Annotated in this window: 13 protein-coding genes; 1 reads left to right on the plus strand and 12 read right to left on the minus strand. The window is 66.5% G+C overall.

Annotation, left to right across the window (positions count from 1 at the left end; genetic code table 11):
* Positions 1 to 314: 314 nt before the first annotated feature.
* Entirely contained in the window at positions 315 to 767 is a 453-nt protein-coding gene (locus FJU11_RS07600) for a DUF3429 domain-containing protein (RefSeq protein WP_141166442.1), read from the plus strand.
* Positions 768 to 781: 14 nt separating this feature from the next.
* Here the strand turns inward: FJU11_RS07600 and recN are convergent, their stop codons facing one another.
* From recN to murD, 12 genes are all read right to left on the minus strand, one after another.
* Positions 782 to 2,455: a DNA repair protein RecN gene (gene recN, locus FJU11_RS07605; protein WP_141166443.1), complete on the minus strand. Its 1,674-nt coding sequence runs from the start codon at positions 2,453 to 2,455 to the stop codon at positions 782 to 784.
* Positions 2,456 to 2,780: 325 nt separating this feature from the next.
* A complete protein-coding gene (locus FJU11_RS07610; protein WP_141166444.1) occupies positions 2,781 to 3,644 on the minus strand; it encodes an outer membrane protein assembly factor BamD in 864 nt (287 codons plus the stop codon).
* 197 nt (positions 3,645 to 3,841) lie between these two features.
* Positions 3,842 to 4,747, minus strand: coding sequence for a UDP-3-O-acyl-N-acetylglucosamine deacetylase (lpxC, locus tag FJU11_RS07615; RefSeq protein ID WP_235890888.1), 906 nt, complete (start codon positions 4,745 to 4,747; stop codon positions 3,842 to 3,844).
* A 293-nt stretch (positions 4,748 to 5,040) separates the two neighbouring features.
* Positions 5,041 to 6,738, minus strand: coding sequence for a cell division protein FtsZ (ftsZ, locus tag FJU11_RS07620; RefSeq protein WP_141166445.1), 1,698 nt, complete (start codon positions 6,736 to 6,738; stop codon positions 5,041 to 5,043).
* Positions 6,739 to 6,806: 68 nt separating this feature from the next.
* On the minus strand, positions 6,807 to 8,138 hold the full coding sequence (ftsA, locus tag FJU11_RS07625; protein ID WP_141166446.1) for a cell division protein FtsA: 1,332 nt from the start codon (positions 8,136 to 8,138) through the stop codon (positions 6,807 to 6,809).
* Positions 8,135 to 8,959, minus strand: coding sequence for a cell division protein FtsQ/DivIB (locus FJU11_RS07630; protein ID WP_235890891.1), 825 nt, complete (start codon positions 8,957 to 8,959; stop codon positions 8,135 to 8,137). The genes ftsA and FJU11_RS07630 overlap by 4 nt, the downstream gene beginning before the upstream one ends.
* 113 nt (positions 8,960 to 9,072) lie before the next feature.
* Positions 9,073 to 9,999 carry a D-alanine--D-alanine ligase gene (locus FJU11_RS07635; RefSeq protein WP_141166448.1) on the minus strand — a complete coding sequence of 309 codons (927 nt, stop codon included), beginning with the start codon at positions 9,997 to 9,999 and terminating at the stop codon, positions 9,073 to 9,075.
* A 267-nt stretch (positions 10,000 to 10,266) separates the two neighbouring features.
* On the minus strand, positions 10,267 to 11,238 hold the full coding sequence (gene murB, locus FJU11_RS07640) for a UDP-N-acetylmuramate dehydrogenase (protein ID WP_141166449.1): 972 nt from the start codon (positions 11,236 to 11,238) through the stop codon (positions 10,267 to 10,269).
* Positions 11,235 to 12,647, minus strand: coding sequence for a UDP-N-acetylmuramate--L-alanine ligase (gene murC / locus FJU11_RS07645; RefSeq protein ID WP_141166450.1), 1,413 nt, complete (start codon positions 12,645 to 12,647; stop codon positions 11,235 to 11,237). Before murC ends, murB begins: the two co-directional genes overlap by 4 nt.
* Positions 12,644 to 13,777: an undecaprenyldiphospho-muramoylpentapeptide beta-N-acetylglucosaminyltransferase gene (gene murG, locus FJU11_RS07650; RefSeq protein ID WP_141166451.1), complete on the minus strand. Its 1,134-nt coding sequence runs from the start codon at positions 13,775 to 13,777 to the stop codon at positions 12,644 to 12,646. Before murG ends, murC begins: the two co-directional genes overlap by 4 nt.
* A 51-nt stretch (positions 13,778 to 13,828) precedes the next feature.
* Complete coding sequence (gene ftsW / locus FJU11_RS07655) at positions 13,829 to 14,983, minus strand: putative lipid II flippase FtsW (RefSeq protein ID WP_141166452.1); 1,155 nt, start codon at positions 14,981 to 14,983, stop codon at positions 13,829 to 13,831.
* A gap of 1 nt (position 14,984) precedes the next feature.
* Positions 14,985 to 16,403: a UDP-N-acetylmuramoyl-L-alanine--D-glutamate ligase gene (gene murD, locus FJU11_RS07660; protein ID WP_141166453.1), complete on the minus strand. Its 1,419-nt coding sequence runs from the start codon at positions 16,401 to 16,403 to the stop codon at positions 14,985 to 14,987.
* Positions 16,404 to 16,407 lie beyond the last annotated feature (4 nt).

Below are 16,407 nucleotides of genomic sequence, written 5' to 3' on the forward strand. Positions count from 1 at the left end.
CCAAACAGGGCCGGCCCGAAGGGTTCGACCGTGCCGCTCTCCCGTTCGGCGGGCAAACGAGTCACTGGCTCGTTTGCTTCTCCGCCTCACTGTCGGCGATCTTGCCCGATGAACCACATCGCGCTGCGATCGCCTTCGCGTGGGAAACCGGCACGATCGAACAGAGCGCTTCCGTATAAACCTGAAAGGCTCTAGGGCAATCGCGCCCCTGTCGGAAGACAGCAAGCGAAGCCGGATATCGGCGGTGGACAAGCGGGCCCACGAGGCCACATAGGAATGCATCGTCCGCATGGGTTGGGAGACCGTCGAGCGCCATGATCAAACGCCTTTCCTTGCCCGTCGCCCTTGCGTGGGCCGGCGCCCTGCCTTTCGTCGCCACGATGCTGCTCATCCTTGCGGGCGTGAACTCCGTGCCGCTCCTTGGCGCACCGACGCGCATCATGGCGCTTTACGGCATCGTCATCGCCGTCTTCATGGCCGGCACGCATTGGGGCCATGCGATCACGCGGCGCGAGTACGGATCGAAAGCGCTACTCGTCGAAAGCAACGTCGTTACCGTTGTTCTCCTGGCGATCTACCTGATCGCGCCGGGCTATATCATGTTTGCCCTGATCGCCGCGTTTCTCGTCCTTCTGGCGGTCGACGGCGTGCTCGATCGGCAGGGCCACCTGAGCCAGGGCTATTTTCTCATGCGTGTCGGCGTGACCTGCCTCGTATGCCTTTGCCTGCTCGTCGGGGCGCTCGTCGCCCCGGTTGCCGGCGCCTGAGGTTCAGGAGCTTCCTACGCGCCACCGGCGAGCAGCCGGGCGGCAGCAGCCCTCGCCTCGTCTGTGATGGCGGCGCCGGCCAGCATTCGGGCGATCTCTTCCGTGCGCGTGGATTCGTCGACCTGAGTGACGGTCGTCACCACCTGTTCGCCGCCGTTCGCGGCATCCGCCTTGGCGATCAGCATATGCGTGCCGGCGCGAGCGGCGACCTGCGGGGCGTGCGTGACGGAAAGCACCTGAACGCCCTGCGACAACCGTTTCAGCCGCTTTCCGATCGCATCCGCAACGGCCCCGCCGACGCCGGTGTCGATCTCGTCGAAGACGAGCGTCGGCGCCGAACCGCGATCGGCGAGCGCCACCTTGATGGCGAGCAGGAAGCGGGAAAGTTCACCGCCTGAAGCGACCTTGACGAGCGGACCCAGTCGCGTGCCCGGATTGGTCTGCACGAAGAACGCCACCTGATCGACGCCTTCGCTGCCACGGCGTTCGGGGTCGCGCACCGTCTCCACCTCGAAGCGCGCACGCTCCAGCTTCAGCGCCGGCAACTCCGCCATCACGGCGGCCGAAAGCGCTTCGGCTGCTTCCAGGCGCAACTGCGAAAGCCGCTCGGCTGCCGTATCGTAGGCCGAAGCCGCCTCGGCCAATGCGGCTTCGAGTTCGCCGAGGCGCTGCTCGCCCGCATCGAGTTCCGCGAGATCGGCGACGAGGCGTGCGGCGAGCGCCGGCAGTTCCGAAACGGGCACGGAGAATTTCCGCGAGGCCGCGCGCAGCGCGAAAAGCCGCTCTTCCGCCGTTTCGAGTTCGCGCGGATCGAACTCCGTCGCGCGCAATGCCGCCTCTGCGGCCGATTGCGCATCGGCGAGCGCGTTCACGGCGGTATCGAGATTTGCAATCGTTTCGTCGAGAAGACCCGGCACGTCCGCCGCCTTGCGTTCCAGCCGGCGAAGCAGCGAACTGATCGTCGGCATCGGCGAATTGTTGCCGGACAGGATCTCGTCCGCTTCGCCGATGTCGGTGGCGATCTTCTCCGCCTTCATCATCGCGGAGCGCCGCTCGGCAAGATCCTCCTCCTCGCCGTCGAGGGGAGAAAGCGCTTCCAGTTCCTCGACCGATGCACGCAGGTAATCGGCTTCGCGGGCGGCCGTCTCCACGCGCGTGCGATGCGCCTTCAGCGCGGTATCCGCTTCGCGCCAGCGGCGATGCAGCCGGCCGATTTCCGCCACCTCGTCGCCGAGCCTGCCAAAGGCGTCGAGAAGCTGGCGATGGGCGTCCTGTTCCACGAGCGCGCGATCGTCGTGCTGGCCGTGGATCTCCACGAGCAACCGGCCGATCTCGCGCGCAAGGTTCACGCTCGCCGGCTGGTCGTTGAGGAAGGCACGCGTGCGCCCGTCGCTCGACTGGATACGCCGCAGGATCAGGTCGCCTTCATGGTCGAGACCGTTCTCTTCCGCGAGACGGCGCGCGGGATGATCGAGCGGAACGTCGAAAACGGCCGTGACCTGCCCGCGCTCCGCCCCATGGCGCACGAGCCCGCCGTTCCCGCGCCCGCCGAGGGCAAGCGAGAGGCTGTCGAGCAGGATGGACTTGCCGGCGCCGGTTTCGCCGGTGAGCACCGAAAGGCCGGCCTCGAAGCCGAGATCCAGCCGTTCGATGAGGACGATATCCCGGATCGAAAGCTGTACGAGCATGATGGTTCAATCTAGAGCATTTTCCAGACAGACTGATCCAGTCTGGCGCCGCGAACAATGCGCAATTCGAAGAGATAGAGTGCCGGACCTGATTCGATCAGGTCGCGGAGCCCTCTAGGGCGTTTCAGTACAAACCTAAAAGGCGCTGGAACGATATTCGAAGACCCCGAAGCAGTTTCCAGCGCCATCGACCGGCGCGGCGATTCCCGTGGCTCGACCGAAACGGAAGGGCTTAGCGAACGGCAAATCTCCGCCCCGTACGCGGCCCGCCGCCCTGCGCGAGCAGGGCTGTCGGAAGCACGACAATCGCGTGACGGCGTTTCGATCAGGATGCGCCGAGCATGCGGCCGGCGCGCGAGAGCCATGTCTGCCCGCGGTCGTTCGGCTTCAGGCCGTTCTTCTCGAGAAGCGCGTAGGAATCCTTGTACCACTCGCTCTGCGGATAGTTGTGGCCGAGGACGGCGGCCGCTTCCTGCGCCTCGTTCGTCAGGCCGAGCGCGTAATAGCATTCGACGAGACGCGCCAGCGCCTCTTCGATCTGGTCCGTCTTGGGATAGGTCTGGACGACGCTCTTGTACCGGTTGATCGCCGCCAGATACTGGTTGCGTTCCTGGTAGTAGCGACCGACCTGCATGTCCTTGCCGGCGAGCTGGTTGCGCGCGAAGCGGATCTTCTGGCGCGCATCCGCGACGTATTCCGACTTCGGATAATTGTCGACGAGCGCCTGCATCGCCTGCTCGGTCTGGCGCGCGGGCGTCTGGTCGCGCGTCACGTCGGGGATCTGCTTATAATAGGCGAGCCCGATGATATACTGCGCATAAGCGGCGTCGTCGTCGGTCGGGTAGAGGTTGAGGTAGCGCTTGCCGCCGGCCACGGCGTCGGTGTAGTTGCCCTGCCGGTAGTTCACCCAAGCGTCGAGGACGATCGCCCGCTTGGCGTAGTCCGAATAAGGGTGCTGCTGGTCGACCGCCTCGAACTTGCGGCCGGCCTCGGAGAGATTGCCCGCCTTGAGGTTCGCCAACCCCTCGTTGAAGAGCACGTCCGCAGGATCGGTCTGCGTCGCGTAGGTCGTGATGTCGATGTCCTTGTCATTGCTGCAGCCGGCAACGAGCAGCACGCCTGCCCCGATGGAGGCGAAAGCGGCGCGGCGCAACCATCTTCCGTGTCCGCGAATTCGTTCAGCGCTCATGCATCCCACCCAGTTTCGCGACTGCGACCAAGGACCTCGTCCGCGCGACGCTTTTACTTGCAAGCCGGCTAACAGCGCAACGCCCTGCGCCGCCAATCGCACATTTTTATGGCTGTACGACGCTCCGGAGGGCCACGGATCGAAGCCTGGCGGGCCCGATCGTCCGGTATCGAGCGCACGGTGAGAAGGAACGCGAATCAGCCGAGTACTGCGATGGCGTCCGCTTCGTCGCCGCCGACGACGGCGTAGGCGGTCGGATCGGAAAGGAGCGCCTGAAGCGCCATGCCGTTCAGCCGGTGCCCGCCACGATAGGAACGATAGCAGCCGAGAAGATGGCCGCCGGCGAGCGCAAGGTCGCCGATCGCATCGACCGTCTTGTGCCGCGCGAACTCGTCGGCGAAGCGCAATCCGTCGCCGTTGATGACGGTATCGTCGTCGGAAATGACGAGGGAATTTTCCAGCGAGGAACCGAGCGCGTGCCCGGATGCCCACAACCGCTCGACGTCGCGCATGAAGCCGAAGGTCCGCGCGCGCGCCAGTTCATGACGGAACGTTTCGGCGTCGAGATCGCCGTGCCAGCTCTGGCGACCGATCAGCGTGCAGTCGAAGTCGATGTCGATCTCGAAGCGTCGGCCGTCATGGGGCGTCAGTTCGGCCCAGGAGCCGCCACGCTCGGCGCGCACGGTCTTCAGGACGCGCAGGAAGCGCCGCGGCGCGTTCTGGATCGTGCGGCCGGCACCGTCGATGGCATCGATGAATGCGGCGGCGCTGCCGTCGAGGATCGGAACTTCGCTGCCCATGATCTCGAGCTCGACATTGTCGATCTCGAGCCCTGAAAGCGCGGCCATGACGTGCTCGACCGTTCCGACTGCTGCCGTCTCGCCCTGGCACAGCACCGTGCAGAAATCCGTGGATCCGACATTGGCCGATATCGCCGGTATCGTGACGACCGACCCGTCCGGATGGACCTGTGTGAAGACGATGCCGCTGTCCGGGGCGCCGGGATGAAACGTCAGGGAGACCGGCGTACCGGAATGGACGCCGATGCCGTGCAGCGTGAAGGCGCGCGCGATGGTGGATTGCAGCCGTGAATCTTCCGACACCGTAGGCACCTTTCATTCTCCCGAGGGGGCAACGCGGGACACGAGCCGCCGCCGACGAACCATACGCAGTTCGGGTGCCTTCCATGAAGTCACAACGACGAAAACTAGGCAGTGCGGACGCGCGATCCAAATCACGCTTTCTTTCGCGTTATTACGCTACCGTAACTGGCGGTCGGAAGCGGATATATGGGCTGCGAAAATTGGTGGCACCGTCGCCGGAGCGAAAAGCGTTCTGCGATTCCCGGCGCGACCGGGTGCCATGGCCGCGCCGGGAACGGATCAAAGCCGGAAAATCAGCTGGACTGCCGCCGGAGGAAGGCGGGAATCTCGAGCTGGTCGTCTTCCTGGCTTTGATGGTTCGCGGGGACGGGACGCTGAGGCCCCTCGCCCCGATTGGTGGTGCGCGGCGCGTAGACGCTCGCCTCGGGCGAAAGCTGGCGCGTTTGCTGCGCGGGAGCCGGCGACGTCGCGTGCCCCTGATGGTGCCCCTGGTGGTGCCCATGCGCGCCCTCGTCGTCCTCGCGACGGGCGAACGAGTTGCTGATGCGCTTCAGGAGACCCTTGGCACCGCGATCCTCGTGCACCACGTGTTCGGCCTGGCCGCCGCGGCTTTCCGATTCGGCTTTCACGACCGGCGGGAAATCCTCGACGTTCGGCATGCGCGGACCGGCATGGTTCGCCTGACGCGGCTCCGATTCGGGCCCGTAGGCGGGATGCGCGGCCTGCTGCTGCACGCCGGCGCCATGCTGTGCCGGAAGCCGGTTCTGCGGACGCAGGGCGCCCTGCGAACCGTTCGCGTGAAGCTCGGCGTCCTCGGCGATCACGGTCGAAACGTCGAACTCATCCTCGAAGGACGTGCCGCGGATGGCGTCGGCGATCGGATCGGCCTGCGGAGCGGGCGTCGGCTCGCTGGCGACCGCGGTTTCCTGAACCGGAGCGGCCGGCCGTGCGACCGGCGCAGCCACAGGCTTGGCCTGCGGACGGACCATCTGCCGCACCTCGGCCGGACGACCGTCGCCGGCCGCCTCGCGGTCGATGCCCGTCGCGACGACGGAGACGCGGATGAGGCCTTCGAGTTCCTCGTCGAAGGTCGCGCCGAGGATGATGTTGGCGTCCGGATCCACTTCCTCGCGGATGCGCGTCGCCGCCTCGTCCACCTCGAAGAGGGTGAGGTCGCGGCCACCGGTGATGGAGATCAGAAGACCCTGCGCACCCTTCATCGACGTCTCGTCGAGGAGCGGGTTGGCGATCGCGGCCTCGGCGGCGGCCATTGCGCGACCCTCGCCCGAAGCTTCGCCCGTGCCCATCATGGCGCGACCCATCTCGCGCATCACCGAACGGACGTCGGCGAAGTCGAGGTTGATCAGGCCTTCCTTGACCATCAGGTCGGTGATGCAGGCGACGCCCGAATAAAGCACCTGGTCGGCCATGCCGAAGGCGTCGGCGAAGGTCGTCTTGTCGTTGGCGATCCGGAACAGGTTCTGGTTCGGGATCACGATCAGCGTGTCGACGCACTTCTGCAGTTCCTCGATCCCCGAGTCCGCAAGGCGCATGCGCCGCTGGCCCTCGAAGTGGAACGGCTTGGTGACGACACCGACCGTCAGAATGCCCTTGTTGCGCGCCGCACCTGCGACGACCGGAGCCGCACCGGTGCCTGTGCCGCCGCCCATGCCGGCGGTGACGAAGCACATATGCGTGCCCTGGAGGTGATCGACGATCTCGTCGATGCACTCCTCGGCGGCCGCGCGGCCGACTTCCGGCTGCGAGCCGGCGCCGAGACCTTCCGTCACAGCGACGCCCATCTGGATCACGCGCTCCGCACGCGTCATCGAAAGCGCCTGGGCATCCGTATTGGCGACGACGAAGTCGACGCCCTGTAGCCCGGCATTGATCATGTTGTTCACGGCGTTGCCGCCGCCACCGCCCACACCGAACACGGTGATGCGCGGCTTCAGCTCGGTGATGTCCGGCTTCTGCAGATTGATCGTCATGTCAGCACCCATTCTTTCCAGGTTATGACCGGCCAACCCCGCTGCCCGGTCAATATCGTAGAACTTCCCTAAAAGCTCTGTTTCAGCCATTGCCCCACGCGGGCGATGCGATTGCCCGTCGAAACCATGGACGGCAACGTCCCCCGGCCGGAGCCGTGAACCTCGATGTCCGCGACCTGCGGGTAGACCAGCATGCCCGCCGCGGTCGAAAAAGCGGGACCCTTGGCGGCGACCGGCAATCCGGCGACGCCGAGCGGCCGGCCGATGCGCACGTTGCGCGCCAGGATCCGGCGGGCCGCGTCGGTCAGGCCCGTGAGCTGGCTCGCGCCGCCCGTCAGCACGACGCGCTTGCCGACGACGGGCCCGTAGCCCGAGCGCTGGATGCGATCGCGAATGTGTTCGAGCGTCTCTTCGATGCGCGCCCGCACGATGCGCCCGAGCAGCGCCCGCGGCACGTTCGCCGGCTGGTCGTATTCCTCGCGGGCGAGCGGCGGCACGGGAATGCTCTCGTCGTTGTCCGCGCTGATCGGAAAGGCGGTGCCGTGGACGACCTTCAGCCGCTCGGCATCCTCGAAGCGCGTCGAAAGCCCGTGGGCGACGTCGCTCGTCACGTGCTGGCCGCCGATCGCAACGGCATCGGAATGGACGAAGCGTCCTTCGGCGAAGACCGAGATCGTCGTCGCGCCGGCCCCCATGTCGATGACCGCGCAGCCCATCTCGATCTCGTCGTCGACGAGCGCGGCAAGCCCGCTCGCATAGGGCGTTGCGACCATCGCCTCGACGGAAAGGTGCGCGCGGTTCACGCAGACTTCGATGTTCTTCAGCGGCGCCTTGTCGGCGGTTACCACGTGCATGTCGACGCCGAGTTCGTCGCCGAACATGCCGAGCGGTTCGCGAATGCCGCGTTCGCCGTCGAGGGCGTAGCCGGTGGCGAGCGAATGGAGCGCGGCACGCTCGTCGGTGATCGACTGCGCGGTCGCCGAAAGCAGGACGCGCTTGAGATCGGCGGCATCCACCTCGTGGCCGCCGAGATCGATCGCCGCGGAATAGACGTCGCTGCGCAGACGCGAGGACGAGACGTTGACGATCAGCGAATCGACCGTGACCCCGGCCATGCGTTCGGCCGCGTCCACCGCGAGCCGGATTGCCCCTTCGACGGCGTCGAGGTCGGCGATGAGGCCGCCCTTCATGCCGCGCGATTTCTGGTGGCCGATACCGATGACGCGGATGCTGTGTGTGCGCCCGGCCAGAAGCTCGCCGCCCTCCGTCGGCGTCAGTTCGGCGATCATGCACACGACCTTCGCGGTGCCGATGTCGAGCACCGTGACGATCGAGGATCGCTTGTGCGAAAGCGGCCGCAGACGCGGAAGGCCGAAGGAACCGGAACCGAGCAGACTCATACCTGTTTCCCCACGTTCTCGTGCTCCCAGGCGTTCTTTTCCTGCTTCTCCAGCATCTTGTCGCGATCGGCGATCGCTTCGCGACGACGCTCGGCCGCGGCGGGACTGAGCTGGACGGTGATGCGATCGGCAAGGCGCAGGTCGACGGCGACGATGTCGTGGTCGAGCACGTCGCGCTGCTTCTCCATCACGTCGAAATCCTCGAGCGCCTGAGCGACGTGCTCGTGCGGCAGCTTCAGGGTCACGTTGTTGTCGAAGACGAGGTTCCAGCGCCGATCGTCGACGCGCACGACCGCCTTCGCACGGTGGACGAGATCGGGCCATGCGCTGAGGAGATCGTTGAAAGCGGCGGCCTTTTCCTGCGCGCCGCGACCGACATAGAGCGGAAGGGCGGCGAACTTCGTGCCCTGCACGAACGGGGCGATCACCCGGCCGGAGCGCTCGATCAGCGAAAGCTGCCCGGCGTGCTGCCAGATGGCGAAGGCCTTGCGTTCGCGAAGGTGGATGTTCAGCGATCCGGGATAGACCTTGCGCACCTCGGCGTCGGCGACCCACGGCAGCTTGACGAGCTGGTCTCGCGCGGCATGCGCGTCGATCGTGAGCAACGACGTGTCGCCGTCGAGGCCGAGCTGCTGCAGCACGTCGATCTCGGAAGTCTCGACATTGCCGGTGATGTTCACGTCGTTGACGGGAAAGCCGACGGCGCTGCCGACGGCTTCGAGCGCCGCCTGCCCATGACCGCCGAGGGCGGCTCCATAGATGCCGGTCGCACTGAAAAGGACCGCAAGAGCCGCGACACCCGTATACCGCGGGAAGGCCACGCGCCCCGTCGCGAGGGCACGCCCGAAGCGGAGCGAACGCCGGGCCCAGCGCGGAGCGACGAACGCATCGCGCCAATCGCTTCCCGCGACATTCGATTCGGGCTTTTTGCGGCCTAGCGCAGACACGTGGCGTCCTCCACCATCCAACTCAGAAACTCTTCGAAGGCATGCCCCGCATGGGCTGCCAGTTCGGGCACCAGAGAGGTGGACGTCATGCCGGGCTGGGTGTTGATTTCCAGCCACACGATCTCGCCATCTTCGGAAAACCGGTCGTCATACCGGAAGTCCGAGCGTGAAATCCCACGACACCCGAGCGCTTGGTGCGCCGTCAGGGACAAGCTTTGTATTTTTTGGTAAATATTTGGTTTAAGTTTTGCGGGACATTCGTGCCGTGACCCACCTTTCACGTACTTTGCGTTAAAATCGTAGAAACCTTCGCCCTGCGGCAGGATCTCCGTCACGCCGAGCGCGACGTCGCCCATCACCGCGCATGTCAGTTCGCGGCCGGGGATGAACCGTTCCACCATGACACGCTCGCCGAAAGCCCAGTCGCTCGCCGTCAGGCTTTGCGGGGGATGCGGCTCGCCGGCGTCGACGATGAGCACGCCGAAGCTCGACCCCTCGTTCACCGGCTTGACGACGTAGGGCGGCGGCATGGGATGGGCGGAGGTGAAGTCGAAGCGGCTCATCACGCGTTCCTGCGCGACCGGTATGCCGGCAGCCTTGGCGATGCGCTTGGCCTGCTGCTTGTCCATGGCGAGCGCGGAGGCGAGAACGCCGGAATGCGTGTACGGGATCTCCAGGAACTCCAGCAGACCCTGGATCTTCCCGTCCTCGCCATACGGCCCGTGGAGCGCGTTGAAGGCGACTTCCGGTGCGAGGTCGCGAAGGGTCGTCGCGATGTCGCGATCGACGTCGACCCGGGTGACGCGGTAGCCCGCCCGCTCCAGCGCCCCGGCGCATTCCTCGCCCGACCAGAGACTGACCTGCCGTTCGGAAGAAAAGCCGCCCATCAGGACGGCGACATGCCTGGCGCCCATGCGAAGTTCCCCTTACGCCGCGAGCCCGCCTGCGGGCCCTTTGAAGCTACGGTGCGCGCACGAACCTTCCGCGGCCGCACGGTCCGGACCGATCCCCTCGCCCGTCCTCGTCGCGCTGCATGCATGCGTGAGCCGCACGGCCGCTGCCGTACCGCAGAAAACGGTCCGAATGATGGAATCAGAGGTGTCGATGGCTGGCAAGCAAGCCGGCCGACGATCGCACAATGCGGCAAGCTTCGCGCAAGCCGGCGGGCGGCTTGCGCGCGATCAGATCATCTGGCCGAGGAATTCCTGGACGATGCGGCCTTCCCGGAAACGTCCGAGGCGCTTGATCTCCCAGACGAGTTGGACGCCGGAATTCTCCAGAACGCGCGCCCGCACGGTTTCGCCGAGATATTCGAGGTCGTAGCCGCCCGCGTCGCCGGTATTGATCATGAAGTTGCAATGGAGTGGCGACATCTGCGCGCCGCCGACCATGAGGCCGCGGCAGCCCGCCTCGTCGATCAGCTTCCAGGCCGATTCGCCGGGCGGGTTGCGGAAGGTCGAGCCGCCCGTCTTCTCGCGCACCGGCTGAACCGTCTCGCGGTGCGTCTGCACATCGTCCATCGCCGAGCGGATCGCGGCCTCGTCTTCCGCGTATCCCTCGAACACGGCGCCGGTGAAGATCAGGTCTCCCGGCGCTTCGCAATGACGGTAGGCATAGCCCATTTCAGCATTCGTGAAGGTGTGCCGTTCGCCCTTGCGGTCGAGCGCGTGCACCTCGACGACCCGTTCGCGGGTTTCGACGCCGTTGGCGCCGGCGTTCATGCGCAATGCACCGCCCACGCCGCCGGGTATGCCATGATAGAAATGGAAGCCGCCGAGCCCGGCCTTCAGTGCGGCGGCGGCCAGATGCTTGTCCGGGCAGGCCGCACCGGCGAACAGCCGCGTATCGGAAACCCGTTCGGCCGTCCCGAAGCCCTTCGCCGAAAGCCGGACCACGATGCCCGGCAGTCCGCCATCGCGCACGAGCAGGTTCGAGCCGATGCCGACGGGAAGCACCGGTATGTCTTCCGGCAGCGCTGCGAGAAAGGTCGCCAGATCCTCCTCGTCGGCCGGCTGGAACATCAGCTCCGCCGGTCCGCCGACGCGAAACCACGTCACCTTCGCCATGTCGGCATTCGGGGTCAGGCGGCCGCGGACATCGGAAAGCCGGTCTTCGAGCGAAGCCTTCAGGCGTTCTCCGTCGATCGTGCTCATCCCGCACCACCCAGCGCAGCGAGCTTTTCCGGCAGGGCGTTCGCCCAAGAGGTGATGTTGCCGGCACCGAGGCAAACGACGAAATCGTCCTCGCCGATGGTCTTGGCGAGCAACGGCGCGAGATCGTCTTCGCCTTCGACGAGCCGCACGTCGCGGTGGCCGCCGGCCCGCAGACGTGATGCGAGCGCGGCTGAATCGACGCCCTCGATCGGCTGTTCGCCGGCAGCGTAGACCGGTGCGAGAACCACGCTGTCGGCGTCGTTGAAGCACGCGGAAAAATCGTCGAACAGCGAAGAGAGACGGCTGTAGCGGTGCGGCTGCATGACAGCGACGACGCGGCCCGAGCATGCTTCGCGCGCGGCGCGCAGCACGGCGGTGATCTCGACGGGATGATGGCCGTAATCGTCGAAGATGCGCGCACCGTTCCAGGTGCCGGTCTCGGTGAAGCGCCGCTTGACACCCCCGAACTGGCCGATGCCGCGCAGGATCGCCTCGTCGGAAATGCCGAGTTCGTGTGCCACCGCGATGGCGCCGGTTGCGTTGGAGACGTTGTGGCGGCCGGGCATCGGCAGGCGCAGGCCGCGGATCGCGGAGACCTCGGCCGTCTTGCGGCTGCGGATCTCCACGTCGAAGATCGAGGTCGGCCCGTCGGCGCGCAGGTTCACGAAGCGCACGTCCGCCTGCGGGTTCGCGCCATAGGTGACGACGCGGCGGTCCTCGATGCGGCTGATCAGCGACTGCACCTCCGGATGGTCGATGCACATGACGCCGAAACCGTAGAACGGCACGTTCTCGACGAACTGCCGGAAGGCCTGCCGGACGGCGTCGAACGAACCGTAATGGTCGAGATGCTCGGGATCGATGTTGGTGACGAGCGCGATGTCGGCCGGCAGCTTGAGGAAGGTGCCGTCGGACTCGTCCGCCTCGACGACCATCCACTCGCCCTCGCCCATGCGCGCATTCGTGCCGTAGGCGTTGATGATGCCGCCATTGATCACGGTCGGGTCAAGCCCGCCGGCATCGAGCAGCGTCGAGACCATCGAGGTCGTCGTCGTCTTGCCGTGCGTGCCGCCGATGGCGACGGCGTTCCTGAATCGCATCAGTTCGGCCAGCATCTCGGCGCGGCGCACGATCGGCAGCAGCTTCTCGCGCGCGGCGACGACTTCCGGGTTCGTGCGCGCGATGGCCGTCGAGGTGACGATCACTTCCGCCTCCCCGAGATTGGCCGCGTCGTGACCGATGAAGACCTCGATGCCCTTTTCGCGAAGGCGTCGGACATTGGCGTTTTCCGCCTGGTCGGAACCCTGCACGCGATAGCCGAGAGTGACGAGCGCCTCGGCGATGCCGCTCATGCCGATGCCGCCGATACCGACGAAATGCACGAGACCGATGCTCTGGGGCATCTTCATGGGTTGGTTTCCTCGCGTTTGGCCCTGAAATCCGCCACGGGCGTTCCCGCCGCAATAGACTCCACAAGTCCTGCGAGCAAGGTGGTCGCGTTCGGGTTGCCGGCCGCCTTCGCCGCCGCCGCCGTCTTCGCCAGCCGTTCGGGCTCGCGCATGGCGTCGCCGACGAGGCGCGCGAGCCGGTCCGCATCGAGTTCGCTCTCGGCGATGACCTCCGCGCCGCCCTTCGCCTTCAGCGCGGCGGCGTTGGCCGCCTGGTCGTGATCGAGCGCATGGGGATAGGGAACGAGGATCGCCGGCCGGCCGATCACCGAAATTTCCGAAACCGTGGAAGCCCCCGAACGGCTGACGACGAGGTGGGCCGCACCGATACGTGTGGCCATGTCGGAAAAGAACGGCGAGACTTCCGCCTCGACGCGCAGCTCGTCATAGGCAGCGCGCGCCGCGTCGGCATCGTCCGGGCGGGCTTGCTGCGTCACCCGCAGGCGGGCGCGCTCGGCCTCCGGCAGAAGGCGCAAGGCCGCCGGCAGCACTTCAGAAAAGAAGCGCGCGCCTTGGCTGCCGCCGAAGACGACGAGACGGAACGGCTCGTCCTCGTGCGACGGCCGGTACGGCGACTTCGCCGCTTCCAGCACCGCCGGGCGGACCGGATTGCCGGTCTGCACCGTCTTTGCCGCGTACTTGCCTTCGCTCTCGGGCAAGAAACCGCCGGCAACCGCCAGCACACGGTTGGCGAGCGCGCGGTTCGCCCGCCCCATCACGGCGTTCTGCTCGTGCAGCAACGACGGCACGCCGGCATTGCCCGCGGCGATCAGCGGCGGCACGGTCGGGTAGCCGCCGAAGCCGATCACGGCGTCCGGGCGAACCGAGCGGATCAGGCGACCGGCCTCGCGGATGCCCATGAAGAGCGTCCACAGCGCCGAAGCGACCCGGACCGGGTTCTTCGAACCGATCGTCGCCGAGCGAACGACGTCGATGGCCTCGGCGGGAAAGGCATCCGCGTAGCGCTGGGCCCGGCTGTCGGTCACGAGCCGCACCGTCCAACCGCGGGCATGCATCGCATGCGCCAGCGCCTCGGCCGGAAAGAGATGGCCGCCGGTGCCACCGGCGGCGATCAGAAGCGTTTTCGCCATGAGCTCTCTGTGCTTCGAATGCCGTGCTTGAGCGAGGATGAAGCCGGCCGCCTATTCGGCCGGCAGCGGAACCATTGAGCGGATGAACCCACGCTCGCGCGAACGGCTTTCCGGCCGCCGGCGGGTCAGCGCGAGCAGGAAGCCGGCCGTCACCGCGACGGCGACCATCGAGGAACCGCCGTAGGAGATGAAGGGCAGCGTCATGCCCTTGGCCGGCATCAGCCTGAGATTCACGCAGATGTTGATCATCGACTGCAGGCCGAACTGCAGCGAGAGCCCGCAGACGGCGAGCCGGGTGAAGTCGTCGCGCTCTCGCTTGGCGTGGTTGAAACCGCGGAAGACGATGAAGGCGAAGAGCAGCACGAGAACGGCGCAGAAGATGATGCCGAACTCTTCCGCGCCGACGGAAAAGACGAAGTCGGTGTGGCTGTCGGGCAGGATGCGCTTGACCACGCCCTCGCCCGGACCCGTGCCGAACCAGTGCCCGCGCACGATCGCCTCGCGAGCTGTATCCACCTGATAGGTATCGCCCTGACCCGTCATGAACCGGTCGACGCGCTCTTGCACGTGGGTGAACGAGGAATAGGCGAGTGCGAGCCCACCGGCCGAAAGGCCGAGAAGACCGAAGATCCAGATCCACGATATGCCGGCGAGAAAGAACATTCCGCCCCAGACCATGCTGGTCAAAAGGGTCTGGCCGAGATCCGGCTCGGCGACGAGCAGCGCGGCGACGATGGCGAGCAGGATGATGGCGAAGAGGTTGCCTGGCACTTCGCGGTGCCGCCCATGCTCGGAAAAGAGCCAGGCGCAGATGACGATGAAGGCCGGCTTCATGAATTCCGAAGGCTGGATCGAAAGGCCGAGCACCGAGACCCACCGCCGCGAGCCCTTGACCTCCACGCCGAAGAAGAGGGCCGCGACCATCAGTGCGATCGCGATCGCCAGGATGACGAGCGCTGAACGGCGCACCTGACGGGGCGACAGGAAGGACGCACCGACGAGCGTGGCGATCGTCGGAACGAGGAAGACGGCGTGCCGCTTGACGAAGAAGAAGCTCGGCAGGCCGAGACGTGCGGCCTCCGGCGGGCTCGCCGAAAAGGACAGCATGAAGCCCGTGCCGATAAGCAGCAGAAAGGCGACCAGAAAGACCCGGTCGATGGTCCAGAACCATTCGGCGATCGCGCCGCGCTGTACCCGGCTTACCATGTCATCGTTCCTTTCCCCCGCCGTCCACCAGCATCTCGATGCCGGCAACGGCTGCGACGTGCGCGACGAAGTCCTCGCCGCGTTCCTCGAAGTTTCTGTACTGGTCGAAGCTTGCGCAGGCCGGACTGAGAAGCACGACCGGCCGGTGAGCCCCGCCTTCGTCTTCCATCGCATCCCGCGCCGCATCGGCAACGGCCTGCCTGAGCGTTCCCGCGATCTCGTAAGGGACCGCCTCGCCGAGCGTGGCGGCGAAGGCCGGCGCGGCCTCGCCGATCAGATAGGCTTTGGCGATGCGCTCGAAGAAGCCGGAAAGCTGGTCGATGCCGCCTTCTTTCGGCAGCCCGCCGACGATCCAGTAGATGCGCGAATAGGTCGATAGCGCCGGTGCCGCCGCATCGGCATTCGTGGCCTTGGAATCGTTGACGAAGGTGACGTCGCCGAGCCGTGCGACGGGCTGCATCCGGTGCTTCAGGCCGGTAAAGCTTCCGAGCGCCGCACGGATCGCCTCGTCGTCGACGCCCACGACCCGGCATGCGGCGATGGCCGCCGCGGCATTCTGCGCGTTGTGGCTGCCCTGGAGCGTCGGGATCGCGGCGAGATCGACATAGGCCTCGGCGTGCGCGGCGTGTGCGTCGAAGATGCGCGTGCCCTCGGCGAAGAACCCTTCTTCGAGCGGCGTGCGCCGGGAGATGCGCACCACGCGGTTGCCGGCATGGGCGAGCCGCTCCGCGATCCGTGCCGAATGGACGTCGTCGATACCGACGATCGCGGTCTCGCTGCCGGCGACGAGGCGTTCCTTGATCTCGGCGTAGTGCTGCATCGTCCCGTGCCGGTCGAGATGGTCGGGGCTGAGATTGAGCAGGATGCCGGCGCTCGGATCGAGCGTCGGCGCCAGATCGATCTGGTAGGAGGAACACTCGACGACGTAATGCCGGCCGGCTTCGGGCGGTTCGAGCGAAAGGACGGCGGTACCGATATTGCCGCCGAGCTGCACGTCGCGTCCGGCCTCCCGCAGAATGTGGGCGATCAGTGCCGTCGTCGTCGACTTGCCGTTCGTACCGGTGATCGCAACGAACGGACAGTCCGGCGCATGGGCCCGGCGTTCGCGCGCGAAGAGTTCGACGTCGCCGATGACGGGTACGCCGGCCGCCCGTGCGAGATCCACCGTCCAGTGCGCGCGGGGATGGGTAAGCGGCACGCCCGGTGAAAGTACGAGCGCTTCGACGCGCGCCCAGTCGAGCGCGCGGAGATCGCCGGTGGCGATGCCTTCCGCCCTGGCCGCCGCGACGCGCTCGGGATTGTCGTCGTGAGCCGTCAGATCCGCACCGCCCGCCGCCAGCGCGCGCGCCGTCGCAAGCCCGGAGCCGCCGAGGCCGAAGAGGGCGACGCGCTTGCCGGCAAAGGTGGTGACCGGGATCATCGCT

It is taken from the genome of Pararhizobium mangrovi, from assembly GCF_006516965.1.
Classification (GTDB): domain Bacteria; phylum Pseudomonadota; class Alphaproteobacteria; order Rhizobiales; family Rhizobiaceae; genus Pararhizobium_B; species Pararhizobium_B mangrovi.